The 25,515-nt window shown below is 57.9% G+C and carries 21 protein-coding genes; 11 read left to right on the plus strand and 10 right to left on the minus strand.

Annotated elements, in window-relative coordinates:
* Positions 1 to 59: 59 nt before the first annotated feature.
* The gene (locus ACFCXQ_RS04300; RefSeq protein WP_379553419.1) at positions 60 to 593 is read right to left on the minus strand and encodes a thiamine phosphate synthase; all 534 of its coding nucleotides are present in this window, start codon (positions 591 to 593) and stop codon (positions 60 to 62) included.
* 22 nt (positions 594 to 615) lie between these two features.
* On the opposite strand from ACFCXQ_RS04300, the gene ACFCXQ_RS04305 reads away from it, so the two are divergent.
* Positions 616 to 1,302, plus strand: coding sequence for a YggS family pyridoxal phosphate-dependent enzyme (locus tag ACFCXQ_RS04305; protein ID WP_379553421.1), 687 nt, complete (start codon positions 616 to 618; stop codon positions 1,300 to 1,302).
* A gap of 23 nt (positions 1,303 to 1,325) precedes the next feature.
* Here the strand turns inward: ACFCXQ_RS04305 and ACFCXQ_RS04310 are convergent, their stop codons facing one another.
* Both ACFCXQ_RS04310 and ACFCXQ_RS04315 read right to left on the minus strand, forming a co-directional pair.
* Complete coding sequence (locus ACFCXQ_RS04310) at positions 1,326 to 4,085, minus strand: [protein-PII] uridylyltransferase (protein WP_379553423.1); 2,760 nt, start codon at positions 4,083 to 4,085, stop codon at positions 1,326 to 1,328.
* Positions 4,082 to 5,788 (minus strand): class I adenylate-forming enzyme family protein, encoded by a 1,707-nt coding sequence (locus ACFCXQ_RS04315; protein ID WP_379553425.1) that lies wholly within the window; start codon positions 5,786 to 5,788, stop codon positions 4,082 to 4,084. Before ACFCXQ_RS04315 ends, ACFCXQ_RS04310 begins: the two co-directional genes overlap by 4 nt.
* 180 nt (positions 5,789 to 5,968) lie before the next feature.
* On the opposite strand from ACFCXQ_RS04315, the gene lgt reads away from it, so the two are divergent.
* The 3 genes from lgt to ACFCXQ_RS04330 all read left to right on the plus strand — a co-directional run bounded on the left by lgt (position 5,969) and on the right by ACFCXQ_RS04330 (position 8,432).
* Positions 5,969 to 6,835, plus strand: coding sequence for a prolipoprotein diacylglyceryl transferase (gene lgt / locus ACFCXQ_RS04320; RefSeq protein ID WP_379553427.1), 867 nt, complete (start codon positions 5,969 to 5,971; stop codon positions 6,833 to 6,835).
* Positions 6,832 to 7,929 carry a class I SAM-dependent methyltransferase gene (locus tag ACFCXQ_RS04325; RefSeq protein ID WP_379553429.1) on the plus strand — a complete coding sequence of 366 codons (1,098 nt, stop codon included), beginning with the start codon at positions 6,832 to 6,834 and terminating at the stop codon, positions 7,927 to 7,929. The genes lgt and ACFCXQ_RS04325 overlap by 4 nt, the downstream gene beginning before the upstream one ends.
* A gap of 83 nt (positions 7,930 to 8,012) precedes the next feature.
* Positions 8,013 to 8,432, plus strand: coding sequence for a DUF2147 domain-containing protein (locus ACFCXQ_RS04330; protein WP_379553431.1), 420 nt, complete (start codon positions 8,013 to 8,015; stop codon positions 8,430 to 8,432).
* Positions 8,433 to 8,609: 177 nt separating this feature from the next.
* Here ACFCXQ_RS04330 and ACFCXQ_RS04335 read toward each other — a convergent pair whose 3' ends face one another.
* From ACFCXQ_RS04335 to ACFCXQ_RS04345, 3 genes are read right to left on the minus strand one after another with little or no spacing between them, the layout of a single operon-like run.
* Positions 8,610 to 10,148 carry an ABC transporter permease/substrate-binding protein gene (locus ACFCXQ_RS04335; protein ID WP_379553432.1) on the minus strand — a complete coding sequence of 513 codons (1,539 nt, stop codon included), beginning with the start codon at positions 10,146 to 10,148 and terminating at the stop codon, positions 8,610 to 8,612.
* Entirely contained in the window at positions 10,145 to 10,909 is a 765-nt protein-coding gene (locus ACFCXQ_RS04340) for an ATP-binding cassette domain-containing protein (RefSeq protein ID WP_379553433.1), read from the minus strand. Before ACFCXQ_RS04340 ends, ACFCXQ_RS04335 begins: the two co-directional genes overlap by 4 nt.
* Positions 10,906 to 11,913, minus strand: coding sequence for a PAS domain-containing protein (locus ACFCXQ_RS04345; protein ID WP_379553435.1), 1,008 nt, complete (start codon positions 11,911 to 11,913; stop codon positions 10,906 to 10,908). The genes ACFCXQ_RS04340 and ACFCXQ_RS04345 overlap by 4 nt, the downstream gene beginning before the upstream one ends.
* 149 nt (positions 11,914 to 12,062) lie before the next feature.
* On the opposite strand from ACFCXQ_RS04345, the gene ACFCXQ_RS04350 reads away from it, so the two are divergent.
* The 5 genes from ACFCXQ_RS04350 (at position 12,063) to ACFCXQ_RS04370 (ending at position 17,277) form a co-directional block, all read left to right on the plus strand.
* Positions 12,063 to 13,232 carry an isovaleryl-CoA dehydrogenase gene (locus ACFCXQ_RS04350; RefSeq protein WP_379553437.1) on the plus strand — a complete coding sequence of 390 codons (1,170 nt, stop codon included), beginning with the start codon at positions 12,063 to 12,065 and terminating at the stop codon, positions 13,230 to 13,232.
* Positions 13,233 to 13,234: 2 nt separating this feature from the next.
* Positions 13,235 to 14,233, plus strand: a complete 999-nt coding sequence (locus tag ACFCXQ_RS04355) for a TauD/TfdA family dioxygenase (protein ID WP_379553439.1) — start codon at positions 13,235 to 13,237, stop codon at positions 14,231 to 14,233.
* Complete coding sequence (locus tag ACFCXQ_RS04360) at positions 14,230 to 15,837, plus strand: carboxyl transferase domain-containing protein (RefSeq protein WP_379553441.1); 1,608 nt, start codon at positions 14,230 to 14,232, stop codon at positions 15,835 to 15,837. The genes ACFCXQ_RS04355 and ACFCXQ_RS04360 overlap by 4 nt, the downstream gene beginning before the upstream one ends.
* A 73-nt stretch (positions 15,838 to 15,910) precedes the next feature.
* Entirely contained in the window at positions 15,911 to 16,540 is a 630-nt protein-coding gene (locus ACFCXQ_RS04365; protein WP_379553443.1) for a lysophospholipid acyltransferase family protein, read from the plus strand.
* A 110-nt stretch (positions 16,541 to 16,650) separates the two neighbouring features.
* Entirely contained in the window at positions 16,651 to 17,277 is a 627-nt protein-coding gene (locus tag ACFCXQ_RS04370) for a hypothetical protein (RefSeq protein WP_379553445.1), read from the plus strand.
* A 24-nt stretch (positions 17,278 to 17,301) separates the two neighbouring features.
* Here the strand turns inward: ACFCXQ_RS04370 and ACFCXQ_RS04375 are convergent, their stop codons facing one another.
* Genes ACFCXQ_RS04375 through gyrB form a run of 3 tightly spaced genes read right to left on the minus strand, consistent with a single transcriptional unit; the run spans position 17,302 to position 21,738 of the window.
* Positions 17,302 to 18,015 carry a M50 family metallopeptidase gene (locus ACFCXQ_RS04375; protein ID WP_379553447.1) on the minus strand — a complete coding sequence of 238 codons (714 nt, stop codon included), beginning with the start codon at positions 18,013 to 18,015 and terminating at the stop codon, positions 17,302 to 17,304.
* A gap of 5 nt (positions 18,016 to 18,020) precedes the next feature.
* The gene (locus tag ACFCXQ_RS04380) at positions 18,021 to 19,148 is read right to left on the minus strand and encodes an AI-2E family transporter (RefSeq protein ID WP_379553449.1); all 1,128 of its coding nucleotides are present in this window, start codon (positions 19,146 to 19,148) and stop codon (positions 18,021 to 18,023) included.
* Between the two features lie 34 nt (positions 19,149 to 19,182).
* A complete protein-coding gene (gyrB, locus tag ACFCXQ_RS04385; RefSeq protein WP_379553451.1) occupies positions 19,183 to 21,738 on the minus strand; it encodes a DNA topoisomerase (ATP-hydrolyzing) subunit B in 2,556 nt (851 codons plus the stop codon).
* A 178-nt stretch (positions 21,739 to 21,916) separates the two neighbouring features.
* Between gyrB and ACFCXQ_RS04390 the strand changes: the two genes are divergently transcribed.
* Complete coding sequence (locus tag ACFCXQ_RS04390) at positions 21,917 to 23,050, plus strand: Acg family FMN-binding oxidoreductase (RefSeq protein ID WP_379553453.1); 1,134 nt, start codon at positions 21,917 to 21,919, stop codon at positions 23,048 to 23,050.
* Positions 23,047 to 23,493 carry a MarR family winged helix-turn-helix transcriptional regulator gene (locus ACFCXQ_RS04395; protein WP_379553455.1) on the plus strand — a complete coding sequence of 149 codons (447 nt, stop codon included), beginning with the start codon at positions 23,047 to 23,049 and terminating at the stop codon, positions 23,491 to 23,493. Before ACFCXQ_RS04390 ends, ACFCXQ_RS04395 begins: the two co-directional genes overlap by 4 nt.
* A 64-nt stretch (positions 23,494 to 23,557) precedes the next feature.
* Here the strand turns inward: ACFCXQ_RS04395 and ACFCXQ_RS04400 are convergent, their stop codons facing one another.
* On the minus strand, positions 23,558 to 25,342 hold the full coding sequence (locus tag ACFCXQ_RS04400; protein WP_379553457.1) for a methyl-accepting chemotaxis protein: 1,785 nt from the start codon (positions 25,340 to 25,342) through the stop codon (positions 23,558 to 23,560).
* Positions 25,343 to 25,515: the final 173 nt, after the last annotated feature.

Genomic DNA, 25,515 nt, shown 5'->3' on the forward strand with positions numbered 1-25,515 from the left:
TACCGGGACATTATCCGGGTGGAAGGGTGGAGGGCGCGGGCGGCTTGGTCCAAAACAAATCACACCAAACCATCAATTGCGCCCCAGCGCGGCCAATCGAGCTCTTCTGCGCGCGCTGGGTTCATTCCGCCAAGTGCGATGACTGGCAGAGAGGTCTGCTGTGCGAGCACGTGAAAGCCTAGCGGCCCCAGCGTCTCGCCGCCGGGATGCGAGCGGGTTGGGAAAACAGGCGAGAGGAAGATGCCATCGACCCCGGCCTGCTCCGCTGCTTGCAGTTCCTCCGAGTTGTGTGCAGTGGCGAGCCGAAGCAACGCGCCTTGCGGACCGAGCCTTTCAGCCTCCCCATAGACACCATCCGCGCCCCATTTTTGCGCGGTTCCAGCATTGTCGGAAAGGATCACGACGTGTCCATATGCCTGAGCCAACCCGCACAAAGCGTTAAACCGAGCGCGCCGCGCACCGGCTTCAAGGTGATAATGCCTGAACACAAAGGCAGAGCCTTGCGGCAATTCAATCAGTACGCGCTCTAGCTCAGCATCATTGCGAGCGTCCGAAAGAAGCCACAGCATCGGTAGGGGCTGGCGAGCAGGCATTGCTGCGCTATAGCGCGCGGTGATGACAGACGAACAGACCCCGCTTCAAATTGTTGAGGCCGAGATTGAGAAAACCTGCAAAATTGCCCGGCGGAAGCGGGATGAGGTGACGCTGATCGCAGTGAGCAAAACGCACCCGCCTCAGCGTATTGTGCCGCTGCTGGAGCAAGGGCAGCGCGTGTTTGGCGAAAACCGCGTGCAGGAAGCGCAGGATAAATGGCCTGCTCTGCGCGAGCAATATCCCGATGTGGAATTGCATCTGATCGGCCAATTGCAATCAAATAAGGCCGAGGATGCGGTCGCGTTGTTTGACTATATCCACGCGGTCGATCGTCCAAGCTTGGTGAAGGCACTGGCCAAAGCAATGGACAAGGCGAGCCGCAAAGTGCCCTGCTTCATTCAGGTCAATATTGGCGCGGAAGAGCAAAAGGGTGGATGCGCGATTGCCGATGTGTCTACGCTGATCGAGCAAGTGCGCAGCGCAGATATTCCGCTGGCGGGTCTGATGTGCATCCCGCCCTTCGACACAGAGCCCGCGCCGTTCTTTGCGATGCTTGATAAGCTGGCGCGTGACAATGGGCTGGACGGTGAGAGCGACCAAGAAGGTGGCGGCCTCAGCATGGGCATGAGCAGTGATTACGCAACCGCGATTATGCTTGGCGCGACGCATGTGCGGGTGGGTACAGCCCTCTTTGGCGCCAGAGGCTAAACACGCGCGGTTAGCAACGGCTTTTAAGCGTTTTCCAATTCCCGCTGCGTCGTGTCGCTCGCAGCCGTCAGCAGGGCCTCTTCCAACTCATCCAGTCGCTGTTTCGCAGTGACTTTGCCCCCTGTCAGATCCGTCACATAGAACGTGTCTGCCGCCCGCTCGCCATAGGCTGTAACATGGGCCGACTGGACCACCAGATTGGCCTCGAAGAGCACGCGGGCTAGCCGGTTCAGCAGAGCTGGCCGGTCGCGTGCATTGACCTCAATCACGGTATAGTGAGTCGAGGCCTTATTGTCGAAAATCACGCGCGGGCGCACGTCAAAGGCTTTGGAGCGGCTGATCGGCAGGGGCCGCTTGGCGAGCTTGGGCGCAAGATCAACCCGATTGGCGAGCGCATCGGCTATGCTCGTCTCGATCCGCGCAAGCTGCGCCTCTTCCATAAACGGGCCGCCATGCGGGTCTTGCACGAGGAAATTATCAATCGCCCAGCCATCGCGGCTGGTGTGAATGCGCGCATCAATAATATTGCCCCCTGCCAGATGAATGCCGCCAGCGATCCGGTAAAACAGGCCCGGATGGTCAGAGGCAATCACCGTCACCAGAGTTGCCCCGCGCGCCTCATAAGGCTGGCAAGTGATCGAGAGCGGGTCATCCGACGAACGTGCTGCATCAAATTGCAAAAGGTTGCGCGTAATTACGTCTTCAGGTTCCGCGATCCAATAGGCCTCGCCCAGCGGCTCTGAATAGGTCTCGACCAGCGCGGCCTGATCACCCAGCAATGCAGCGACCTCAGCCTGTTTAGCGGCGACGCGCTCGTGCCGCCCATGACGCATATGGCCCAGACGGAGTCGTTCTTGCGCGGCATCATAGAGCTCGCGCAGCAATTGCCCCTTCCAGCTGTTCCACGTGCCGGGGCCAACCGCGCGAATATCAACGGAGGTGAGGATGACTAGATTGCGCAAACGCTCAGAGCTTTGCACCCGCGCGACGAAATCCTCGATTGTTTTGGGATCAGTCAGATCGCGTTTGAATGCTGTTGCGCTCATCAGCAAATGCTCGCGCACGAGCCATGCAACAAGGTCTGTTTCAGACGCGGTTAGGCCAAAGCGCGGGCACAATTCTTCGGCCACTTCTGCGCCCAGAATCGAGTGATCCCCGCCGCGGCCCTTGGCAATATCATGCAGCAGCACTGCGACATACAGCGCGCGGCGCGAGTTGACCTTGTGAATGAGGCGGGTTGAACGCGGATGATCGCTCGCAAGCTGGCCGCGTTCAATCTGGCTGAGCAGGCCAATCGCTCGGATTGTATGCTCGTCGACCGTATAATGGTGATACATGTCGAACTGCATCTGCGCATTGACCTTCCCGAAGTCGGGTACAAATTTGCCGAACACGCCTGCTTCATTCATCCAGCGCAGCACCATCTCCGGGTCATTTTTGCCAGAGAGCAAATCAACGAACAGCGCATTGGCGCGGGGGTCTTCGCGCAAATCGTTGTCGATGAGGCTGTTGTCTCGATCCGCCTGACGCATGGTGTCCGGATGGACCTCGAGCTGCTCAGCCTCGGCCAGCTGGAAAATTTCGATCAGGCGAACCGGGTCTTTCTTGAACCAGTCATCTGACGGCGCGGCAATCCTCCCGCCGTGAACACGGTATCCTTTGAGGTCACGCGGCTTGGTTCGAAAGCCGGCAAAGAACCCGCCGCGATTGCTCTTGCGCTCAAACTCTTCATCGAGATGCGCCAGGAAAACGCCGGTTAGGCTGCCCACACGTTTGGCCTGCAGGAAATAGAACTGCATAAAGCGTTCAACTGCGCTTTTGCCGGGTCGATCCGCGAATTGCATGCGTTCAGCGATCTTACGCTGAAAATCGAAGGTCAGCCGGTCTTCGGCCCGCCCCGTCAGGATGTGCAAGTGACAGCGGACTGCGAGCAGGAACCGTTCGGCGCGGCGGAAGCTGCGATATTCCGCCTGCGTCAGCAGACCAATCCCAACCAGCTCCTTTGCGCTGCGGACTTGATGCACATATTTGCCAATCCAATAGAGCGTTTGGAGGTCGCGCAGCCCGCCTTTACCCTCTTTAATATTAGGCTCCACGACATAACGGCTGTCGCCCATGCGCTTGTGCCGAGCATTGCGTTCGGCCAGCTTGTCACGCAGAAATTGTCGTTCAGTGCCGCGCACGACTTCGGCCCAGAAGCGTTTTGAGGCCTCCTCGTAAAGCGCCTCATCTCCCCAGATATAGCGCCCCTCAAGCTGAGCTGTGCGGATGGTGAGATCCTCTTTACACATGCGGATCGTGTCATCGATGGTGCGGCTGGACTGGCCCACTTTAAGGCCCATGTCCCACAGCAGATAGAGCATTACTTCGGTCACTTGCTCGCACCATGCCGTGCCCCGGCGCGGCGTCAGGAAGGCAATGTCCACGTCTGAGTGCGGGGCCATTTCCGCCCGGCCATATCCGCCGACCGCCATAATCGCGATCCGCTCAGCCGACGTGCGATTGGCCGCTGGGTAAAGATGCGTCGTCGCATGATCGAAGATCACCCGGATCAGCTGGTCAATCAGGAACGCCTGACCATAAGTGCAGGCGTGACCAGCTGAGGGGTTCTCCTCCAGCCGCCGCGCCATTTCCTCGCGGCCCTTCTCCAGCGCAGCCTTGAGCGCCTCGACGATCTTTGGCCGAGCCTTCTCCCCTTCCGCCTCGACCAGATCAGCGATTTCGCCAGCAAGAGCTCTGCGGTCAATGATGGCGCGCTGATTGGGGAGGCGAATTGAGGTCACGCGTCTAAATGATCTTTCGCAAAGGTTGCTTTGACGGTGCGCTTATCAATTTTCTGAGTGCCAAGTCGCGGTAGATCATCAGCGCTTTGCCAAATTAAATCTTCATTCGGCACTTTGAACGGCGCGATTTTCGACAGCAGGAACTCGCGCAGATCGCTAGCGCTCATCGGCGCTGCACCTTCTCTTAGATGATAGACCGCAGCGGGGATTTCCCCCATCCGCTCATCCGGCACGCCGAAGACGGAGCATTCCGCAATGTCATCATGCGCGTAAATCGCTTCTTCCACTTCGATGCAGGAGATGTTCTCGCCGCCGCGAATGATAATGTCTTTCTTGCGGTCAACGATGAAGAGATAGCCGTCTTCATCGAGATAGCCGAGATCGCCGGTGCGGAAGAAACCATCGGAAGTGAAGGCCGCAGCGGTCGCCTCGTCATTCTTCCAATAGCCGCGGAAATTGGCGATGGTGCGAATGCAAACCTCATCCACCTCGCCTTGCGGGCGCGGATTGCCATCATTGTCGAGGATTTGCAGATCGACCATGGGCGCGCTGGCCTTGCCGGTTGAACCGGGCTTGGCGAGGTAATTCTCGTTGAAATTGCCGCAGCCAACCGCATTGGTTTCTGTGAGGCCATAGCCCAGCAGCGGGAACCCGCCCGGGAAGGCCTCTTTAATCTTGGTAACGTGATCTACGGGGCGCGGCGCGCCGCCCGCGGCAAAGCTCTTACACGCGGAAAGATCGTAATTGCCCAGGTTAGGATGTGTCGCAATCTCATAGCTCATCAGAGGAACGCCGACGAAGTAGGTCACTTTCTCCTTGTCCATCAATTGCAGTGCGGTTTCCGCATCCCATTTCGGCATCAGCACGAGCTTGCGCGCGATTGCGAAGGACTGGACGAAGAGCGGGATTTCGCCCGTTACATGGAACAGCGGCACGGCGACCAGAGCGCATGGCTGCGCGCTCAAATCCTCGCCTTGGCTTTCGAGGAGCAACTTGGCCATTGCGCTTTGCGCGACATAATTCATCACGCCGTGCACCACGCCGCGGTGATCAGACCAGGCCGCTTTCGAATTGCCGGTGGAGCCGGATGTATACAGAATCGTCGCAATATCATCGGGGCCGAGGCCGCCCAGCATTTGCATCGCCGTATCGCCAGCAGCCCAGATTTCGCTAAGGCCTTCGGCGGGTGAACAATCATGCTCAATCATGACCAGCTTTGCCGCATGATCTGTACCTTCAAGCCGCTTTGCCCGGCCAGCATCGGCGATAACCAGCTCGCATTCCGCCAGGCGAATACCGTAAGCCAGCTCATCGCCTGACCAAAAGCCATTGAGCAAGGTCGCGCAGCCGCCCGCCATGATAATGCCCATATAGGAGATCATCCAATTGGCTGAATTGCGCGCGGCGATACCAACCCGGTCGCCTTTTTTGACACCCTGTTTTGTCGCCAGACCATGTGCGACATGGGACGCGGCGGCATAGGCTTCACCGAAGCTCAGGCGGCAATCGCCATCCACGATGAAGGGCACATCTTTGTGCTCATTGCAGAAATGCGCAAAATAATGCGCCAGCGTTGGGGGCGCGGATTTAAACGAGGGAACCTGCACGCCGTAGCTTTCGACGGGCTCGGTTTCAAAGGGCATCCCCGGTTTAGTCAATTCGCCAATGATGTGATCGAGCGAGGTATCAAGTGCAGTTGGCATTTTGGTTTATTTCCTCTCCAATTCCCAGCGCGATTCTGGGCACAGTTCTCTGACCATTGCATGCTTTCATGCAGCGCAAACGCACACGCAGGCTTTCCCCAACAAACCTACTATGCCAAGAGCGGTTCCCAAGCGGTCGCTTGGACGGCCAATACCAAACATCTCTAAGAGGATATCCCAGTGCTGTCACTACTTGCTGCAACCGGCGCGGCTGAACCCATTCAATGGGCCAATCTGGGCCTGACGCCGGGCATTGATCTGGGTTTCTTCACCCTGCGCTGGTACTCGCTCGCCTATCTCGGCGGGATTGTTCTGGCCTTTTGGCATTTGTCCAAGATGCTTAAATCACACGGCGCGCCCATGGCTCAGCGGCATTCAGATGATCTATTCTTCTATTGCACGCTGGGCATCATCCTTGGCGGGCGCTTTGGCTATGCGCTGTTTTACAAGCCCGAGCTGTTTACCAGCCTCGAATTGTTCAAGCTGTGGACCGGCGGCATGAGCTTCCATGGCGGCGTACTGGGCGTGCTGCTCGCGATCACTTGGGTAACACGCAGAAACAATCTCAACTGGCTGCGCGTGTGCGATTATATCGCGGTGGGCGTGCCGTACGGCATGCTGTTCGGGCGGCTCGCGAATTTTGTCAATGGCGAGCTATATGGCCGTCCGGCCAACCCGGCGGATGTGCCATGGGCGATGGTCTTTCCATCGGATATTGATGGTTTGGCGCGTCACCCCAGCCAGCTCTATCAGGCTGGGCTTGAGGGCCTTGCCATGATGGTGATCATGCTGGCGCTGTTCTGGTTTACCAAGGCGCGCTACCGGCCCGGTCTGCTGGTTGGCATTTTCACTATCGGCATTGCGGCGGCGCGCTTTATCAATGAGTTTTTCCGCGAGCCGGATGCGCATCTGGCGCACCGCGTGGCGGAGACGGGCCTTAGCCAAGGGCAATGGCTGACTATTCCGATGATCGGGGTTGGGCTGATCGTGGTGGCCTATGCTCTGATGCGTAAACCCGCCACAGGATCCTCCGCCGCAGCGACATGAGCGAGGGCCAAGAAGCTGAGCCCAAAAGAGATTTAGGTGAGCGGTTTCGCCGCCTGATCCGCGCGCATGGGCCAATGTCTGTGTCGCGCTTTATGGGCGAGAGCAATGCGCATTATTATGCGAGCCGTGATCCGCTGGGCGCGCCTAATGATAGCGGCGAGACTGGTGGCGGCGATTTCATCACCGCGCCCGATATCAGCCAGATGTTCGGTGAATTTGTCGGCCTCTGGCTAACAGACATTTGGATGCGTGCAGGCGCGGCGAGCGATGCGGCCTATGTGGAGCTTGGCCCAGGTCGCGGCACTTTGGCGGTCGATGCGCTGCGGGCAATGGCGCCGCATGGCCTCACGCCCGCACCGCATCTGGTAGAAGGCTCACCGGTCTTACGCGATCTTCAGCGCGCGGCATTGCCCGCTGCGCAATTTCACGATGATACCCAAAACCTGCCCAAAAATGGCCCCCTTCTGATTGTCGCGAACGAATTTCTGGATGCCTTGCCGATCCGCCAATTGGTCAAGACGGCAAGCGGTTGGCGTGAGCGGCTCGTCGCGCTTGACGGCGAACACTTCCTTTATGCCGCTGGACCCAATCCGATGGATGCTGGTGTGCCTGAGATACACAATGCGCATCAAACCGGTACAGTGCTGGAGACGTGCCCTGCCGCCGCGGCGATTATGCAGGATCTTGCCGCGCGGCTGGCGAGGCAAGGCGGGGCGGCGCTGTTTATCGACTATGGTTATCTGACGCCGCAAACCGGCTCCACCTTGCAAGCGGTCCAAAGCCATCAAAAAATCGATGCGCTGGCCGCACCGGGCGAGGCTGATCTCACTGCGCATGTCGATTTTGCGACATTGGCGGAGATTGCGAGCGGCGCTGGGCTGCGCGTTCAGTCCGCGACGCAAGGCGAATGGCTGGAGGCTATGGGCATAGGTATGCGTGCGCAGGCTCTCGCGGCATCCGCGCCAGACCGCGCCGAGGAAATCGAAACTGCGCGCCAGCGCCTCGTCGCGCCTGAGCAGATGGGCGAGCTCTTCAAAGTTCTGGCCGTTACGTCGCAAGATTGGCCCGAGGGCGCGGGCTTCCCGCCAGAATAGCCTTCAGAAATGCGCAGTTCTGCAATGGTTCAGCAACCAAATGGCATTTGGCTTCGTATATCGGGGTGGGAAAGGAAATTTGAATGAGAAAATTGACTGCGTTCATCGCCCTTGGTGCCGCTTTTGCCGCAGCACCCTCCCACGCTGCTGACCCGATTACCGGCCGCTGGGTGACCCCTGAAAAAGATTCGGTGATCACCATTAGCAAATGCGGCGCGAGCTATTGCGGGAAACTGAGCAAATATCTGGTGCCCCCGGAAGGCGGCGTGGATCAGCGCGATGTGAATAATCCCAACGCCAATCTGCGTAAGCGCAAGCTGCTGGGTATCTCCTTGCTGACTGGCTTCAAGGCCGAGAAAGACCGCTGGCGCGGCAAGATTTACGACCCGCGCAATGGCAAGACCTATAAGTCATTTCTTAAGCGCAAGAGTACGGGCGTTTTGGAAGTGAAGGGGTGCGTTGGCCCGTTCTGTCAGAGCCAGAATTGGACGCGAGCTAAGTGAGCTAGTTGCGGTCCAGCCACCCGCGCTCTACTCAAACCGTTTAACCTGGAATGGTCCGGCGAGCGGCTAGCGAGCCGCAAGAGCGGAGTCGTAAGACGGCCACTAGGCCACCGCGCGCCCGCTGGCCCGAAAGGGCCGAGGATATCGCAGCACGGAGGTGCTGCGGAAAACAAAAAACTAAAGCCCGACCAGCTCCGCCAGCATCTTCGCTGCCTCGTCTGGGGTTAATTTGTCCTCGTCTCGATCAACCGCGAAATTGGCTTCGCGCATTGCGGCTACGTCAATTGCTCCAATAAGCGGCGTCAGCTCGGCAGTCAGCGCGGCGTCCTCGCGGGCATCGGGGCTGAGCATCAGGATCGCATCATAGCTGGGCAGCGCTTCCAGCGGGTCCTCCAGAATGACCAGATCATCCGCTGCAATTCGCCCATCTGAAGTATAAGCGCCGATCACATCGGCATCGCCGGATTTGAGCGCATTATACATAAAGGTCGGAGAGAAGGTGCGCTCCTGCGCAAACCGAAAGCCGTAAGCATCGCGCACGCTAATCCACTCGGGCCGCTCAAAAAATTCAGGGTCACCGCCCACGGTCATGCCCGGCGCGACTGATGCCAGATCAGTGAGTGAGGTGAGCCCGCGTGCCTCAGCTGAGGTGCGAGGCATTGCGAAACCATAGGCGTTTTCAAACCCCAGCCTGCCCATCACCAGCGTGCCGCTAGTTTCCTCTTCCCAGCCCACAATCTCCGCATACATCGCCCCGCGGCCCGGATTTTCGGTGCGCTTCATTGAATTGGTCCAGATCGTTCCGGTGTAATCAACCAGAATATCGATCCCATTGCTGGTGAGTGCATTATGCGCCACCGCCGAGCCAAGCCCGTCGCGGTACTCAACGTCGTAGCCTGCCTTTTCCAGCCGCTGTCCGATTAGCCGGGCAAGGATGAACTGCTCGGAAAAACCCTTAGCGCCGATGACGATTCGGTCTTCACCATCCCGCCCGGAGTTCTGCGCCCAGAAGGCGGCCCCGATACCCAGCAGAACCGCTACCGCTCCGACCAACCAAAGTGCCCTCTTGCGCTGCGCAAAGCCGCGCTCAATTATGCCGAGCAGCCCGTCAGCAATCAGCGCAAGGCCGGCGCTGGCGATACACCCTGCCAGCACCAGCTCCCAGTTTTGCGTTTGCAATCCGGCGAAAATCGGATCGCCAAGGCTGGGCTGACCAATTGTGGTGCTCAGCGTCGCCGCGCCAATCGTCCATACTGCAGCGGTGCGAATCCCAGCCATGATGTAAGGCGCAGAAAGCGGGGCTTCGACCAGCCGCAGTTTCTGCCACCCGCTCATGCCGATCCCGTCAGCCGCCTCGATAACGCCGGGGTCAAGATTTGCCTGAGCCGTCACGGCATTGCGCAAGATCGGCAGCAAGGCATAGAGCGCCAGTGCGAGCAAAGCGGGGAGAAAGCCCAGCGTGGGCAACCCCTCGCCAAACACTGCACGCAAAGACAAAAGCACGGGGAAGAACAGCGCGAGCAAAGCCAGCGCTGGGATGGTTTGGACAAGGCTCGCAAAGCCAAGCGCGACGCGCGCGACCGGCGGAGAACGGCTCGCCCAGACTGCCAGTGGAAGACCAACCAACAGCCCCAAACCAATCGCCGATGCAGCGAGCAGAACATGCGCCGCCAGCTGATCGCCTAGCCCCAACAAAGTGTTCCAAAGCCCGCTCATAAAGGGGCGCTCAATTTAGCCAGTTCCGCTAGCCGTTTGGCTTGATCACGCGGCACTGCCACCAGCTCCTGCGCAACTTCGCCGCCTGCTCCTTCGAGCAGCGCCTGAGGCGTTTCATCGGCGACGATCTGCCCCGCATCCATCACCAGAACTCGGTCCGCGAGCAGCAAGGCCTCCGCCATGTCATGCGTCACCATAATTGTGGTGAGTGCGAGCTCGTCATGCAGCCCGCGCACCCGCAGGCCCAACGCATCGCGCGTGATCGGGTCAAGCGCGCCAAAGGGCTCGTCCATGAGCAAAAGCTGGGGGCTGTTTGCCAAGGCACGCGCCACCCCAACCCGCTGGCGCTGACCGCCCGACAGCGCATCGGGGAAGCGCGTTCGCATTGACGGCTCAAGCTCAACCAATTCCAGCAATTGCACTACACGCTCTGGCGGTATTGGCTCGCCGGACAAGCGCGGGCCAATCGCGATATTCTCCGCCACGCTCATATGCGGAAAAAGGCCGATACCCTGAAACACATAGCCAATGCGTCGGCGCAGCTCTGTAAGCTGCTGTTTGGCCACGTCCATCTCGCCGAAATGCACAGTACCGCCGCTCGGGATAACCAGGCGATTGATCGTTTTGAGAAGTGTCGATTTGCCAGATCCGGAGGCACCGACCAGTGCCACGAATTCGCCGGCTTCGATGGTACGCGAGACACCGCTAAGCGCTTTAACGGAGCCATAATTGCGGGCGACATCGCGAAATTCGAGAGTCACGAAGTGGGCGCCGCCGCGCTTAGCCTATCCTCAGGAATGGCGATGGTTACCACGATGCCGCTCTCGCCAAATTCGCGGGTAAAAGTTCCGCCCAATTGGCTGGTAATCGACATGCGCAGCAAGGTTGAACCAAAGCCAGTGGGTTGGACGCCTTCGGCAGGCGGTTCAACGTTAGAAAATTCGCGCCAGACAATTTTGATGACGGCTTTGTCGTCCTCCCGCTCGCGCGCAATATCGACCGTAATCCGCCCCTTACCATCCGACAATGCGCCATACTTCGCGGAATTGGTGGCAAGCTCATGAATGACCAAAGCCATTGGCGTCGTCGCGCTGGCCAGAAGTGGCAGATCAACTCCTGCTAATTCGCTTCGCAAAGCCCCTCTATACTCATAGGGCGCGAGCAATTCTTTGATCAGCGCATGCAATTGATCGGCCATCGGCTCGCCGTCTGGGCGCACATAATCATGCGCTGTGTTGAGCGTTTGAATGGTTTCAGCGAGTTCGTCTGCAAAGTCTGACACATCGTTGCGCCCGCGCGCCCGAATAGCAATCAGGCCAGAGACAACCGCGAAGATGTTCTTCATCCGGTGGGATAATTCTTGCGCTAGTAGCTCGCGCTTTTCCGCTTCGCGATAGCGGTCATCAATGTCAGTAATTGTGCCAAACCAACGCGCCGTGCTTGGGTCATCGGTTGATGGTACGGCGCGCGACAAAACCCAGCGATAGCTGCCATTGGCCTGGCGCAGGCGCCATTCGTCCTCGAAATCTGAGGTCCTTTCAATGGCCGCGCCAAACTTCGCCCAACTCGCTTCAAAATCCTCAGGATGAATGAACTTACGCCAGTCATCGACCTCTTTGGGTGAGGGGCTGCCCGTCACTTCTCGCCAGCGGGCGTTAAAATGCGTGAATTCCGGGCCGGGATCAGCGGACCAGGCGATGTCCGGAACGCTATCGAGCATAAAGCGCAGCTGGCTTTCTTCGTCCTGGGCTTCCTGCGTGGCCATGCAGGCGCTCTTACACAAAACCGCGCGGGGAACAAATTGCGTATCAATGCCGGGCTGGCTTAATGGCGCTGGGGCGCGAATTCAGTAGTTTGCGCATGCCGGGCACGCTGGTATGGGCTTGGGTCATAGTGAGCACTTCAGGAGAGAGCATGCGCGCGACCCCCGATTTCGATTTTCAGCTTGGCGAAAGTGCGGAGATGATCCGCGAGAGTGTTGGCCGCTTTGCCGATGAACAGATCGCCCCTTTGGCCGAGAAGATTGACCGTGAGGATTATTTTCCGCGCGATGAACTTTGGGCGCAGATGGGCGAGCTGGGCCTGCATGGGATCACCGTTGAAGAGAAAGATGGCGGGCTGGGCCTTGGTTATCTGGAGCATGTGATTGCGGTGGAAGAAGTGAGCCGGGCTAGCGCATCGCTGGGCCTGTCTTACGGCGCGCATTCAAATCTATGCCTCAATCAAATCCGCCGCTGGGGCTCGCCTGAGCAGAAGGCGAAGTATCTGCCCGGCCTAATTTCGGGCGACCATGTCGGCAGCCTCGCCATGTCAGAGGCTGGCGCTGGGTCGGATGTCGTCTCGATGAAGCTCAAGGCCGACGCGGTGCAGGGCGGATATGTGCTCAATGGCACCAAGTTCTGGATCACCAATGCGCCGCATGCAGACACGCTGGTTGTCTATGCCAAGACCGACGGCAGCGCCGGGTCACGCGGGATCACTGCTTTCCTGATCGAGAAAGACATGCCCGGCTTTTCCATCGGTCAAAAGATCGAGAAAGTCGGCATGCGCGGCTCGCCCACGGCAGAGCTGGTGTTTGACGATTGCGAAGTGCCCGAGGACAATGTGATGGGGCCACTGAACGGCGGGGTTGGCGTGCTGATGAGCGGGCTAGATTATGAGCGCGTGGTGCTCGCGGGATTGCAGCTGGGCATTATGCAGGCGTGCCTCGATTGCGTGATCCCGTATCTTCGCGAGCGTAAGCAATTCGGCAAACCCATCGGCAGCTTCCAGCTGATGCAGGCGAAGGTCGCGGATATGTATGTCGCGCTGCAATCGGCGCGCGCTTACACTTATGCGGTGGCCAAAGCGTGCGATGCGGGCCAAACCACACGCTTTGATGCAGCGGGTGTTATCCTGCTGTCGAGCGAAAACGCCTTCCGCGTGGCGGCAGAAAGTGTGCAGGCGCTGGGCGGGGCGGGCTATACGCTCGATTGGCCGGTGGAGCGCTATATGCGCGATGCGAAGCTGCTCGATATTGGCGCAGGCACAAATGAGATCAGGCGGATGTTGATTGGGCGAGAGCTGATCGGGGCTGCGGGGTGACTATGGCTCAGTTCCGCGCCTTCCGCGCTCAGGCGTTCCACTACATGATGCGCAGCCATGATAGTGTTCCCAAAGAGCCTATCGACCATCCGGCTGCTTGGGACGCTCAAGCCATGCGCGAGGCGCCAGAATGCTGGCAATACGCGCTGAGCGATGCCGATATTGCCGAGCTTGAGGCAGCACTCGAAGCAAGTGCAGCTCTTCCGATAGAGGAGATTTCGCGCTCCAGCTTTCCCCTGACTGGTCTCAGCGAACGAATTAAGGACTGGAAAGCGATTCTGCACGACGGTCGCGGATTTGTGCTGGTGACGGGGCTACCAGTCGAACGATGGGGTGAGGTGCAATCCTCGCGCGCTTACTGGGCTCTTGGCCATCATCTAGGCGTGCCGGGAGCACAAAACCCGCAAGGCGAATTGCTCGGTCACGTCCGCGACTACGGTGAAGAGAGCGCAGATCCCAATGTTCGCCGTTACCGGACCGCAGGTGACATCGCTTTCCACTGCGATGCAGCGGACGTTGTTGGGCTCTTGTGCCTGCATCCGGCGAAGAAGGGCGGCGAGAGCCGCATCGCTTCCTCAATTTCTATCTTCAACCGGCTGCAACGAGATGAGCCGGAACTGTCCGCAAGGCTTTTTGAGCCCGTTTTGCTCGACCGCAGAGGTGAGCACTCAGCGGAAGAATCGCCCGTGTTTCCCATTCAGCCCGCTTGCTATTCGGGCGGTGTCCTCAGGACTTTCTGGCACTCAGAATATTTCCGATCAGCCTACCAACATGATGGTATTCCGCCGATAGACGATGCGGGCAAAACGCTGCTCGATCGCTACGAGGCATTGGCCATGGATTCCGAGTTTCATCTCGACATGGAGCTGAAAGCGGGAGACATGCAATTCATTTCCAATCACTTCACTGTCCATTCCCGAACAGCCTATGAGGATTGGGCCGAAGGCGGAAAGGCCCGTCACTTGCTGCGCCTCTGGCTGAGCCTGGAGGAAGCACAATGACCGCACCCGTCCTGACCTCTAAACTCGACCGCGAAGCGCCTGACGCAAAGGCACGGGCGGAGCACAATAGAGGCCTCGCCGAGGACCTGCGCGCTATTGTTGCTGAAACGAGCCTAGGCGGCCCAGAGCGGAGCAGAGAGCGGCACACAGGGCGCGGAAAGCTGCTTCCGCGAGAACGGGTGGAACGTCTGCTCGATCCCGGATCGCCCTTCCTCGAGATCGGACAACTCGCCGCCAACGGCATGTATGAAGGCGACATCAACGGTGCTTCGCTGATTGCCGGGATTGGCCGCGTTTCGGGCCGTCAGGTGATGATCGTGTGCAACGATGCGACTGTTAAGGGCGGCACCTATTATCCGATGACAGTCAAAAAGCATTTGCGCGCGCAGGAAATCGCGCAGGAGAACCGTTTGCCCTGCATCTATCTGGTCGATTCAGGCGGCGCGAATTTGCCGCATCAGGCCGAGGTATTCCCTGACCGCGATCACTTTGGCCGTATCTTCTTCAACCAAGCCAACATGAGCGCGCTCGGCATCCCGCAAATCGCCTGCGTCATGGGCAGCTGCACCGCGGGCGGGGCCTATGTGCCTGCCATGTCAGACGAGACGGTGATTGTGCGGGGTCAGGGCACGATCTTCCTTGCTGGTCCTCCCTTGGTAAAGGCCGCGACGGGTGAGGAAATCAGCGCAGAGGATCTGGGCGGCGGCGATCTGCACGCCAAGAAATCGGGCGTGGTTGATCACCTCGCGGAGAATGACGAGCATGCGTTGACGATAGTGCGCGATATCGTCTCGCATCTGGGCGAGAATACCGGCGTGGCGGCGAATATTGCGACCAAAGACCCGCGCCCGCCGAAATTCGACGCCGATGATCTGTATGCGCTGGTGCCCGAGGATGTTCGCGCGCCTTACGATGTCAAAGAAGTGATCGCGCGGCTCGTCGACGGCAGTGAGTTCCACGAATTCAAAGCGCAATATGGCAGCACGCTTGTGTGCGGTTTCGCCCATATATGGGGCATGCCGGTCGCGATCCTCGCCAATAATGGCGTGCTGTTTTCAGAAAGCGCGCAAAAGGGTGCGCACTTTATTGAACTGGCGCAGCAACGCCGCATCCCTCTGCTGTTCTTGCAGAATATCTCCGGCTTTATGGTCGGCGGAAAATATGAGGCGGAAGGCATTGCGAAACACGGCGCCAAGCTGGTGACGGCGGTTGCGACCGCGACGGTGCCCAAGATCACCGTGGTGATCGGCGGATCATTTGGGGCAGGCAATTATGGCATGTGCGGGCGGGCTTACTCCCCGCGCTTCCTGTTCACATGGCCCAATGCGCGGATTAGTGTGATGGGCGGCGAGCAGGCCGCATCTGTCCTAGCGACGGTCCACCGCGACGCGGACAGCTGGAGCGAAGAAGAAGCCGAGGCATTCAAGTCCCCAATCCGCCAGAAATACGAAGACGAAGGCAACCCCTATTACGCGACCGCGCGGCTATGGGATGACGGCGTGATCGACCCCGTCCAAACGCGTGATGTGCTGGGGCTGGCCTTTGCGGCGACTTTGGAAGCGCCAATACCAGAACGCCCCAACTTCGGTGTGTTCAGGATGTGATGTTTGAAGCCATCGCTGTTTCCCTTGCGTAACTACTCCCCACGACGCACATAGTGCATGGGGAGATAACGCTTTGCAGCATAACGAAACTCGCAATGTCACTTTATTGTCGCGGATAGCGAACCGGATCATCCTGTTCTTCTATTGGCAGAGGGGCTGGACAATCGTCGAGCGTTTTCCGACGGAAGTGAAGAAATGCGTGATTGCGGGCGCGCCGCACACCTCGAACTGGGACTTCGTGTTTTTTGCCGGAGCCACGAAGGAAGAGAAAGTGCAGCCCAACTTCATGGGCAAGCACACGCTGTTCCAGGGCATGATGCGAAATTTCATGCTCGACATGGGCGGTATTGGTGTTGATCGCAGCAAAGCGGGCGGGACAATCCAGCAGCTGAAGGAAGAATTTGCAAAGCGGACCGAGCTCAACCTGGTGATGGCGTGTGAGGGCACGCGCAAGTCCGATGGCAAGTGGAAATCGGGCTTTTACAATATTGCCAAGGCGGCGGGTGTGCCCATCGTGCTTGCCTATGCCGACAATGCCAAGCGCACTATTGGTTTTAGTCAGCCAATCATACCCAGCGGGAATTACGGCGAGGATCTGCTCAAGATAGCGCAGTGGTTTCGTTCGAAAATACCGGATCTTGAACGGTACAAGGTTTTGGAGCAGCAGGCGCGCGATATCATTGCGGGCAAGAACGAGTTCTGACTCGGGGCGAGTTATTTGACGTAGGGCGAATTATTTCCGGCTCACGTCTTTAATCGGGCCGCTCGCATACTTACCTCGCCTAGTGTCGTCAAAGAAGCTGGGAGGCGCGCGTGACCGCCGCAGATACAAAAGCGTTGAGGGAAGAACTCACTGTTCTGGCGATGAAGCTGGTCGAACGCGATGGCAAGGAGATTGACCGGACTCTGCTCGCTAGCGAGGCGGGTTTGTCGCGTGCTCGGGTTGAGGCGATATTCCCGGAGGCCGATGATCTCTTCGATGCGATTGTTGAGCTGTGGTATGCTGATGACGTTCAAATCATGGAGCAGGCGGTCGCTTCAAATCTACCGATCCAGCGCAAATTTTACGAGTTCTTCGCTCAGCGTTTTGTGAAAGAGCGCGCGCGTTACCTCAAGGATCCGGCCCTGTTTGCGCTATATTGTGAGCTGGGCACCGAGCGATTTGAGCAAGTGCGCGGCTATATCGATTTGGCTGATCACTATTTGTCAGAATTGATCGCGCAGGCCCAGGACGAGGGCTATTTCGGAGGTTTGGAGATTGGCCAGACCCTGTCGCTGATCAACCAGATGCTGAGCTGCTATACCTCACCGCAAATGATGATGATCATTGAGCCGCGTTTGGCCGAGGAGAAGCTGGCGGCTATTATCGATACAGCTTTTGCGGGTCTCTCGAGCGAGGTTGGCACATGCCAAGGCGTCTCAGGGATTAGCGCTGCTTAACGTGTCTCTGCGCGGCGCGCATCCTCATCGCTGATGAGAAAGTGCGTATTTCAAGCTTGCTCCAATCATAAGCCCGGCCAAAGCGATAATCGCCAGCGCCCAAAACCAATGCGGCAAAAGCAAGCTCGCCTCGATCGCGCCGGTATCCGATAGCATGGTCTGCCCGCCAATGCGGGCTTGCTCGGTAAACAGGTAATCCCATTGCTGGAACATGCTGAGCGCACCAAGCACACCAAGAAATTGTAGGGTGAAGCGCGTCCAATAATTGCTTGCGCGCTGCGCAATCGCGAGCAGGGCCAAGGCAACCAGCGGCAAGACCGACAGCCCCGTCCAGCTGCGCACCCAGATGACGACTGAGAGAATCAGCAATCCAGCCAGCGCATACAGCGCCGGGCGCCAGAATTTGCGGCGTGCGCTTGCCAAGATCAGCAGCGATCCGAAAACTGCCGGGGCCAACGGCCCGCCAGCAGCAACAGCAGCGCGCTTCAACGCTCCCGGATCACCAGGATACAGGCTTTCGGCATAGCCTGATCCATTTGATAAGATCACCAGCCTTTGAAAATCGAAACCAAGCGCCATCGCGGTGAGCCCATGGCCCATTTCGTGAAACCAGGTGGTGAGGATGGTGAAGGGGTAAATGAGGTAATTGCCAAGCGGCAAGGACGGCAGCGCGATCACCAGAAAGCCCGCCAAGATGAGCCTGCCGACCTGCTCCGCTTGAGAGCCGGGGGCGACCATGGACCTCACTTTGAGGGCTCTTGAGGCGGTCCCTCGGCCTCTTTCTCATCCGTATCTGAAGTTAGCATAGCTCGGTCCGCACGTTGCTCGCGCAGGATTGACCAGCTCGCCAAAAATAGTCCCGCGACGAGCGGCCCAAGCACCACCCCAGAAAGGCCCACCGCGGCAATCCCGCCAAGCGTCGTGAGCAGGATGATCCAGTCGGGAATGCCGGTATCGCGGCCGACCAATATCGGGCGCAGGACATTGTCAGCCATGCCGATAATCAGCGCGCCCGATCCAAATACAAACACCCCTTGCCAAATCTCGCCCACTGCCAGCAGGTAAATCGCGGCGGGTAGCCATACCAAGGCGGTGCCGACAGCGGGTAACAGCGACAAGATCGCCATGACCACGCCGAACAGAATTGCTGACGGGATCCCGGCAATCCAGAACGTCGTCGCGCCCAGAACCCCTTGTACAACGCCGACAACCAAAGAGCCTTTGATGGTGGCGCGCACAATCGAGAGGAAGCGGTCGGCCAGCCGGTCAGCAATATCGCGCTCTACCGGCAGGCTGGAAAGCACCGTCTCGCTGATCGCCTTGCCATCGCGTAGCAGAAAATAAGTGACATATAGGCCAAGGCCAAAGGACAAGAAAAAGCCGAGCGCACCGCCGCCCACAGCCACCGCTTGCTGTGCGATCAGTCCGGCGCTTTCGCCGATGATTTCTTGCAGGCGGTCTTGCACGACCGAGATATTGGTCCAGCCTGAACTGTCGAGGGCACTGCGAATATTGGCGGGTAGGGCGTTGTAAACCGTGTCGAACCAGGCGGCGATATCGATCCGCCCTTCCTGAAAGGCGATGACCACGCTGGCCGCTTCTTCAGCAACCAACCCGCCGATAAACATGGCAGGCAGCAGCACAGCGAAGAAGATGATCAGCAGCGATATAATGGCCGCAGGGTTTGTGCGTCCGCCCACGCGTGCTTTAACGCCCTGAAAGAGCGGCTGGAACATAATCGCAGCGAGCGCGGACCACAGGATCGGACTGGCGAAAGGCCAGACAATCACTGCGAGCATGAGCGTGACCACGGCCAGCAACAAGAAGAAGCTGGATTGTTCGAGCGTGTGCTTCTCGGGCGAACTTAGCATCGCACCTACCTATAGCAGTAAGACAGCGGCGTCACTACACATCGAGATTTGCGACATTCAGAGCGTTATCCTGAATGAACTCGCGGCGCGGCTCGACCACATCGCCCATCAGGCGGGTGAAGATCTCGTCCGTCACATCCGCATCTTCGACCTTCACTTGGAGCAGGCTGCGGTGATCCGGATCAAGCGTCGTCTCCCACAATTGCTCAGGGTTCATCTCGCCCAGACCCTTGTAGCGAGCGATAGACAGGCCCTTACTGCCCGCTGCCAGAACTTTACCGAGCAATTCGGTCGGCCGGAAAATCGTGTCGTCAGTGATCGTCTCGACCACGTCTTCACCATCTTCGTCAGCGCTGCCAGTGTCGCTCTCATCTTGCGGATCGGCTGCTGCGGACACTCTCACCAAACGTGCGGCCTGCGCGAACACTTCGGCGTGTTCGGACGTCAGCGAATGCAGCTTTCGCGCCTCCGCGCTGTCGAAAAATGCAGGCTCAATCTCATGCACATCGGTCACCCCGCGCCAACGCCGGTGAAATTGCATGGCTCCATTGCTGGCGGTTTCGACCGACCAGTGGGCTTCAGAATCATGAGCGGCCAGACGCTGCGCCGCTAGGGCGAGTGCGCCTTCGCGCTGCTGAGCCGTAAGGTTTGAGTCAAGCGCGCCCGACAGGGCCATTTGCTCGATGATTTCGCTGTTATATTTGCGCGGAACAAAGGCCAGCAGATTGCGAATGCGCAGGGCATGATCAACCAGTGCGCGCAATTCTGCGCCGCTGCGTGCGCCGCCAGAAGTCTCCAGCACGCGGCCTTGCAAGCCCGCCTCAACCAGATAGCGGTCGAGGGCGGCCTGATCTTTTAAGTAAACTTCGCTGCGTCCCTTGGCCACTTTGTAAAGTGGTGGCTGGGCGATGAAGAGGTGCCCTGCTTTGACGATTTCAGGCATTTGCCGATGGAAGAATGTCAGCAGCAGCGTACGGATGTGCGCGCCGTCGACATCAGCATCGGTCATGATCACGACCTTGTGATACCGCAATTTTTCTAGATCAAACTCATCGCGAAGGCCTGTGCCCATCGCCTGGATCAGCGTGCCGACTTCTTTTGACGAAATGATCCGGTCAAACCGCGCGCGCTCTACATTTAGGATCTTACCCTTCAGCGGCAGGATCGCTTGATATTGGCTGTCTCGCCCGTTTTTGGCAGATCCACCCGCAGAATCGCCTTCCACCAGAAAGAGCTCGCTCTTCGCCGGGTCGCGCTCGCGGCAATCCGACAGCTTGCCCGGCAGGCTGGCGACACTCATCGCGCCCTTGCGGCTCATCTCGCGCGCACGTTTAGCGGCTTCACGAGCTGCGGCGGCATCGATGACTTTCTGAATGATCGCTTTGGATTCTGCTGGATTTTCCTCCAGCCACTCGGTCATCTTCTCGCCCATCAGGCTTTCGAGCGGTTGGCGCACTTCGGAGCTGACCAGCTTGTCTTTTGTCTGCGAGCTAAATTTCGGATCGGGCAGCTTCACGCTGACAATCGCGGTCAGCCCTTCCCGCATGTCCTCACCTGAAAGGCTGACTTTTTCTTTCTTCATCAGCCCGGAACTGGCCGCATAATTGTTGAGCGTCCGGGTCAGCGCCGCGCGGAATGCGGCAAGGTGTGTGCCGCCATCGCGCTGCGGGATGTTGTTCGTGAAGGTGAGGACGTTCTCGTAATAGCTGTCGTTCCACTCCAGCGCGACATCAATGCCAATGCCTTCTTTCTCTGCGCTCACAGAGATCGGGTCGGCCAGCAGCGCCTGCTTGTTACGGTCGAGATAGCGCACAAATGCAGCGATCCCGCCCTCGTAAAACAGATCATGTTCGGCCGCTTCCTCGCCGCGTCTGTCGCGCAGCAAAATGCGCACGCCGGAATTGAGGAAGGCTAGTTCGCGGTAGCGATGCTCGAGCTTTTCAAAATCAAACTCCGTGACGTTTTTGAACGTGTCGTGGCTCGCCATAAAGGTCACGCGCGTGCCCTTCTTAAAGCCATTCTCATCAGGGTTCTGCTCGACCTTGGGCGCGTCACCTTTGATTTCGAGCGAACCCACCGCCTCGCCGTCCTCAAAGCGCATCCAATGCGTCTTGCCATCGCGCCAGATTTCCAGCTCAAGCCATTGTGATAGCGCATTGACCACTGACACGCCCACACCGTGCAGGCCGCCCGAGACCTTGTAAGCATTGTCATCTGAGGTGTTTTCAAACTTACCGCCTGCGTGCAACTGAGTCATGATGACTTCGGCGGCGGAAACGCCCTCTTCCTTGTGCATGCCGACCGGAATACCGCGGCCATTGTCTTCAACCGAGACGCTGCCGTCGGGGTTGAGTTCGATCAAAACGAGATCACAGTGCCCCGCTAGCGCCTCGTCAATGGCATTGTCCGACACTTCAAACACCATGTGATGCAGGCCCGAGCCATCATCGGTATCGCCGATATACATGCCAGGGCGTTTGCGCACCGCATCAAGGCCTTTCAAAACCTTGATCGAATCTGCGCCATATTCGCCCTGCATTTTTTCGGGCTGTGAGCTGTTTTCAGCGTTGTTTTGAGTGTTCTCGTCCATCTTCACTATATAGGCGCTTGCGAACCGATTCCCAAGCGTGGCGGGGCCTCAGAGTGCCTTTTTCCACCGGCTAAACCACCCGATCTGCGGCTTGGACGAAGGAGTGCCACGAAAATCATTGACCATGCATTCGATATAATATTAGTTAGCTAACTACATTGAGAATCGGAGATGAGTTATGAACGTGTTGTCGCGGCGGAGAATTCTGACGGTTGGGCTGGGCGGAGCTGGGCTAATTGCGGTTGGCGGCGTTTGGCGAGCCACGCGGCTACCGCAAACTGCATTTGACCCTTGGGAGCTAGATGCAACTCCGCCGCAAGACGCGCGCCTCGACGCATTTCGCCATGCTATCCTTGCGCCCAATCCGCATAATCGGCAGCCATGGACCATCCGATTGGAGGGCGAGCGCCGCGCGGTTATTGGTGTCGATCTCGACAGGCGTCTCCCAGACACTGACCCTTTCGACCGGCAAATAACAATCGGCTTCGGCGCGTTCCTGGAAACTGCGCGGATCGCAGCGTCCAAGCGCGGTTATGCTATGGAGATTGAGCCCTTTCCGGAAGGCCATGATGATCAGACATTGGATGCAAGACCCATTGCAGCGCTTACTTTTACCGGCGATCCTGATCTTGAGCCTGACCCTTTGCACGCGCAGATTATCAGGCGCCGCTCAAACAAAGAAGAATATGATCTGACGCGCCAAGTATCCTCCGGTGATCTGACTCAAGTGATCGCTGATGGAGGCGAATATACGCTTGATCCCAATACTCTCGCGGCGCTCCAAGCGGAGATTGTCTCCGCCATCCAGACCGAAATGAACACGCCTGCGGCCAATATGGAAAGTGTCGAGCTGATGCGGATTGGCCATGAAGAGGTAGACGCAAATCCAGACGGCATAGAGCTGCATGGCCCGATGATTGAGGCTGGCAAGCTAGCTGGCATGATTAATCGCGAAGAATTAGCCGATCCAACCAGCAGCGCATTCCAACAAGGGGTCAAGATGATGAGCAGAATATATGGCTCAATCCCAGCGCTGATCTGGATCAAAACACCGGCCAACACCCGCTTCGATCAGCTTGAGGCAGGCCGTCAATATGTCCGCGCAAACTTGCAAGCGACCGCGCTCGGCCTTGGGATGCATCCGATGAGCCAAAGCCTTCAGGAATATGCCGAGGTCCAGCCCATGTTTGCTGAAGTTCAGGCCTTAACTGGCGTCATGCCGGGCGAGCGGCTTCAGATGCTCGCCCGCGTTGGGTATGGGCCAGAGACTGGCCCGACGCCGCGTTGGCCGCTACAGTCTCGCCTTGTATGAGCGCGAATGAACCCATTTCCTATCAGGTTTTCAATGAGATCGGCATCATTGACCAGCTTGCAAGTCATGCGTTCACGCAGAGTTTACCGCGCGATATGACGATTGCACAATTCGGAATTCTCAACCATTTCGTCCGGCTGGGGCATGAGTTTAGTACCCCGGCTCAGCTCGCCTCGGCGTTCCAAGTTTCGCGCCCAACCATGTCGAACACACTTGCGCGGCTGGAGCGGTCTGGCCTCATCACACTTGTTCCAGCGCCGGATGATGGGCGGGCGAAGCATGTTTCGATAACGGATGCGGGCCGCGCGATGCGGGATACTTGCATTCAGCGTTTGGCTGAGCCGCTGGCAGAGCTTGACCGCGAAGTGCCGGCAGAGCTCTTTGAAGAGCTGCTTCCTCTTTTGGCTAAACTGCGGATGATACTTGACGCAATGCGTGACTGATGTTGCCCACTTAGGTGGACGGCAGAGAGAGTAGCTGGGGTTAGTCCCAGCCTTCGCTATGTGCTTAAGCCGCCATGTCCTTAGGAGAGCTATCCCCCAGATCGCTATCGCCGGTCGCGCTGCCGATCGTGCCCAAAAATTCAGCCGCCTTAGCTTGGAGAGCCAAAGCTTGGCGTTCGAGATCGCTTGCGGATTTGCGCATTCGGTCTGTCGATTTGCCGGCGATCGACGCGGCATGTTCAACTTCGCCGAGGGACCGGGAAATTCTGTCAGAATTGCTCGCTGCGGTATCGATGTTCTGTGCGAGATCTCTACCGGTCATAGCCTGCTGATCGACCGCAGAGGCAATCGAGACAGAAGAACCTTCGACCTTTTCAATCTGGCTGACGACATTTTGAAGCGCGGCAACGCTACTTTGTGTCGAGCCTTGGATCGCGGCAATTTTTGCTGCGACCTGCTGCGTCGCGTCACCCGTTTGAGCCGCAAGCTCTTTGACTTCTGAAGCCACCACCGCAAAGCCCCGGCCCGCTTCGCCGCCACGCGCGGCCTCGATCGAGGCATTCAATGCGAGCAGGTTTGTTCGCTGAGCGATGGATTGGATCAGCTCGACGATTTCACCGATTTCTGTTGCATGCAAAGACAGGTGATCAATCGTCTCATTGGCCCCATAAGCGATAGTCCCGGCCTCGCGCGCCATTTCTGCTGAATAGCTCGCCTGTTTGCTGATCTCTTCGATTGAGAGCGAAAATTCGTCGCTGGCGGCCGCCGCAGCAGAAACCACTACGGAGGTCTCTTCCATCGCATCATTTGAGTTGGAGATGGAGGACTTAGCCTGTTGGGTGCCAGCTGCCATCGCTGTGGCACTTTCCGACAGTGCGGCGACGTCTGAAGCCATAGCGTCAACTGCCTCACCAACACTTTTAGTGAATTCGTCGGAGACGCGTCGAAGGGTCTCTACCCTCGCTTCTCGTGCTTTGCTGCGCTCTTCAGCGAGGTCCTTCTGGTGCGCTGCCTCGCGCCGCGTGGTGTCACGGAAAACTGCCAATGCACGGGCCAATGCGCCAATTTCGTCTTCGCGATGGCGTCCAGGAATGTTCGTTTGCGTATTGCCTGCCGCAAGCTCTTCTGATGCCTCAGTGACCTGCTCGATCATACCAGAAACGTCTCGGACAACCTTATGTCCAAACCATAGCGCAAGTGCTGGAACGATGATTATTAGTAGGCCAAAGAAAGTCGCCGCTTTAAAAATTGTCGCGAACAGCTCTTCGGTCTGCTGCTCAGTTTCTGAAGAAATGCCAGTTGAGAGGCCGTAAAGCTGCTCTGCCAAGAGCTTCATCTCCGAGCGGAGCTCACGTGCGGCGTTGCGCGCCGTATCGCTTGCGGAGTTGTTCGCGGAGAGGGCCAAGACTTGCTGCTTGTTCTCAATTCCTTGCTCTTCCAGTTCCAAAGCTCTCGTGCGAAGTTCGAACGAAAGGCTTGCCTCTTGTCCTATTGCTTCTGTGAGCAAATCGCTCGCTTTGATGAAATGCTCTTGGCTTTCACTCAGCGCTTGGCCTCCAGCGCCATTGATGAAATCTCCGAGATCGGATTGCGCTCTAGTGATCTCCACATTCGCTTGAGAGATTTTGAGGTCGATTGACTGGTTTTGCCGCGTCTTTTCGCCCTGACTGGTGAAATAGATACTTCCTACCAAGAGCGCGCCGACGATCAGCCAGAGCAATAGCGTGCTGCCTATGATTGCCCAGCGGACCTTTCTTCCAACACTCTGGCGCTCAAGCCAAGTCACGTCTTCTTCGGGCGCAGAAGATGGCACATCCGCCGGTGTGAAATCATGAGCTACCGCGTTCATATTTCTTCCTCTCCGTGACCAAGCTTACTCATTTCTCAGCGCACGGCTTTATACTGTGAGTTCACCCAAGGCATCCTTGCCTAGCCACTATCTGATTGTGGTTAACAGGCAGATAATGCGCGCTCTTGTGGCGTCTAAAGTGCTTTGCGCCATGGGCTTTTGGTAGGTAGAGA

It is taken from the genome of Qipengyuania rhodophyticola, assembly GCF_042493225.1.
Lineage (GTDB): Bacteria > Pseudomonadota > Alphaproteobacteria > Sphingomonadales > Sphingomonadaceae > Erythrobacter.

What these genes read in the sequence shown, in the direction of transcription:
- ACFCXQ_RS04360 (WP_379553441.1), top strand. Translation starts at nt 14,230, where the DNA reads ATGACCGCACCCGTCCTGACCTCTAAACTCGACCGCGAAGCGCCTGAC.
- ACFCXQ_RS04315 (WP_379553425.1), bottom strand. Translation starts at nt 5,788, where the DNA reads ATGCCAACTGCACTTGATACCTCGCTCGATCACATCATTGGCGAATTG.
- ACFCXQ_RS04400 (WP_379553457.1), bottom strand. Translation starts at nt 25,342, where the DNA reads ATGAACGCGGTAGCTCATGATTTCACACCGGCGGATGTGCCATCTTCT.
- ACFCXQ_RS04345 (WP_379553435.1), bottom strand. Translation starts at nt 11,913, where the DNA reads ATGGCCACGCAGGAAGCCCAGGACGAAGAAAGCCAGCTGCGCTTTATG.
- ACFCXQ_RS04375 (WP_379553447.1), bottom strand. Translation starts at nt 18,015, where the DNA reads ATGGTCGCCCCCGGCTCTCAAGCGGAGCAGGTCGGCAGGCTCATCTTG.
- ACFCXQ_RS04350 (WP_379553437.1), top strand. Translation starts at nt 12,063, where the DNA reads ATGCGCGCGACCCCCGATTTCGATTTTCAGCTTGGCGAAAGTGCGGAG.
- ACFCXQ_RS04330 (WP_379553431.1), top strand. Translation starts at nt 8,013, where the DNA reads ATGAGAAAATTGACTGCGTTCATCGCCCTTGGTGCCGCTTTTGCCGCA.
- ACFCXQ_RS04300 (WP_379553419.1), bottom strand. Translation starts at nt 593, where the DNA reads ATGCCTGCTCGCCAGCCCCTACCGATGCTGTGGCTTCTTTCGGACGCT.
- ACFCXQ_RS04355 (WP_379553439.1), top strand. Translation starts at nt 13,235, where the DNA reads ATGGCTCAGTTCCGCGCCTTCCGCGCTCAGGCGTTCCACTACATGATG.
- gyrB (WP_379553451.1), bottom strand. Translation starts at nt 21,738, where the DNA reads ATGGACGAGAACACTCAAAACAACGCTGAAAACAGCTCACAGCCCGAA.
- ACFCXQ_RS04380 (WP_379553449.1), bottom strand. Translation starts at nt 19,148, where the DNA reads ATGCTAAGTTCGCCCGAGAAGCACACGCTCGAACAATCCAGCTTCTTC.
- ACFCXQ_RS04305 (WP_379553421.1), top strand. Translation starts at nt 616, where the DNA reads ATGACAGACGAACAGACCCCGCTTCAAATTGTTGAGGCCGAGATTGAG.
- ACFCXQ_RS04390 (WP_379553453.1), top strand. Translation starts at nt 21,917, where the DNA reads ATGAACGTGTTGTCGCGGCGGAGAATTCTGACGGTTGGGCTGGGCGGA.
- ACFCXQ_RS04325 (WP_379553429.1), top strand. Translation starts at nt 6,832, where the DNA reads ATGAGCGAGGGCCAAGAAGCTGAGCCCAAAAGAGATTTAGGTGAGCGG.
- ACFCXQ_RS04395 (WP_379553455.1), top strand. Translation starts at nt 23,047, where the DNA reads ATGAGCGCGAATGAACCCATTTCCTATCAGGTTTTCAATGAGATCGGC.
- ACFCXQ_RS04335 (WP_379553432.1), bottom strand. Translation starts at nt 10,148, where the DNA reads ATGAGCGGGCTTTGGAACACTTTGTTGGGGCTAGGCGATCAGCTGGCG.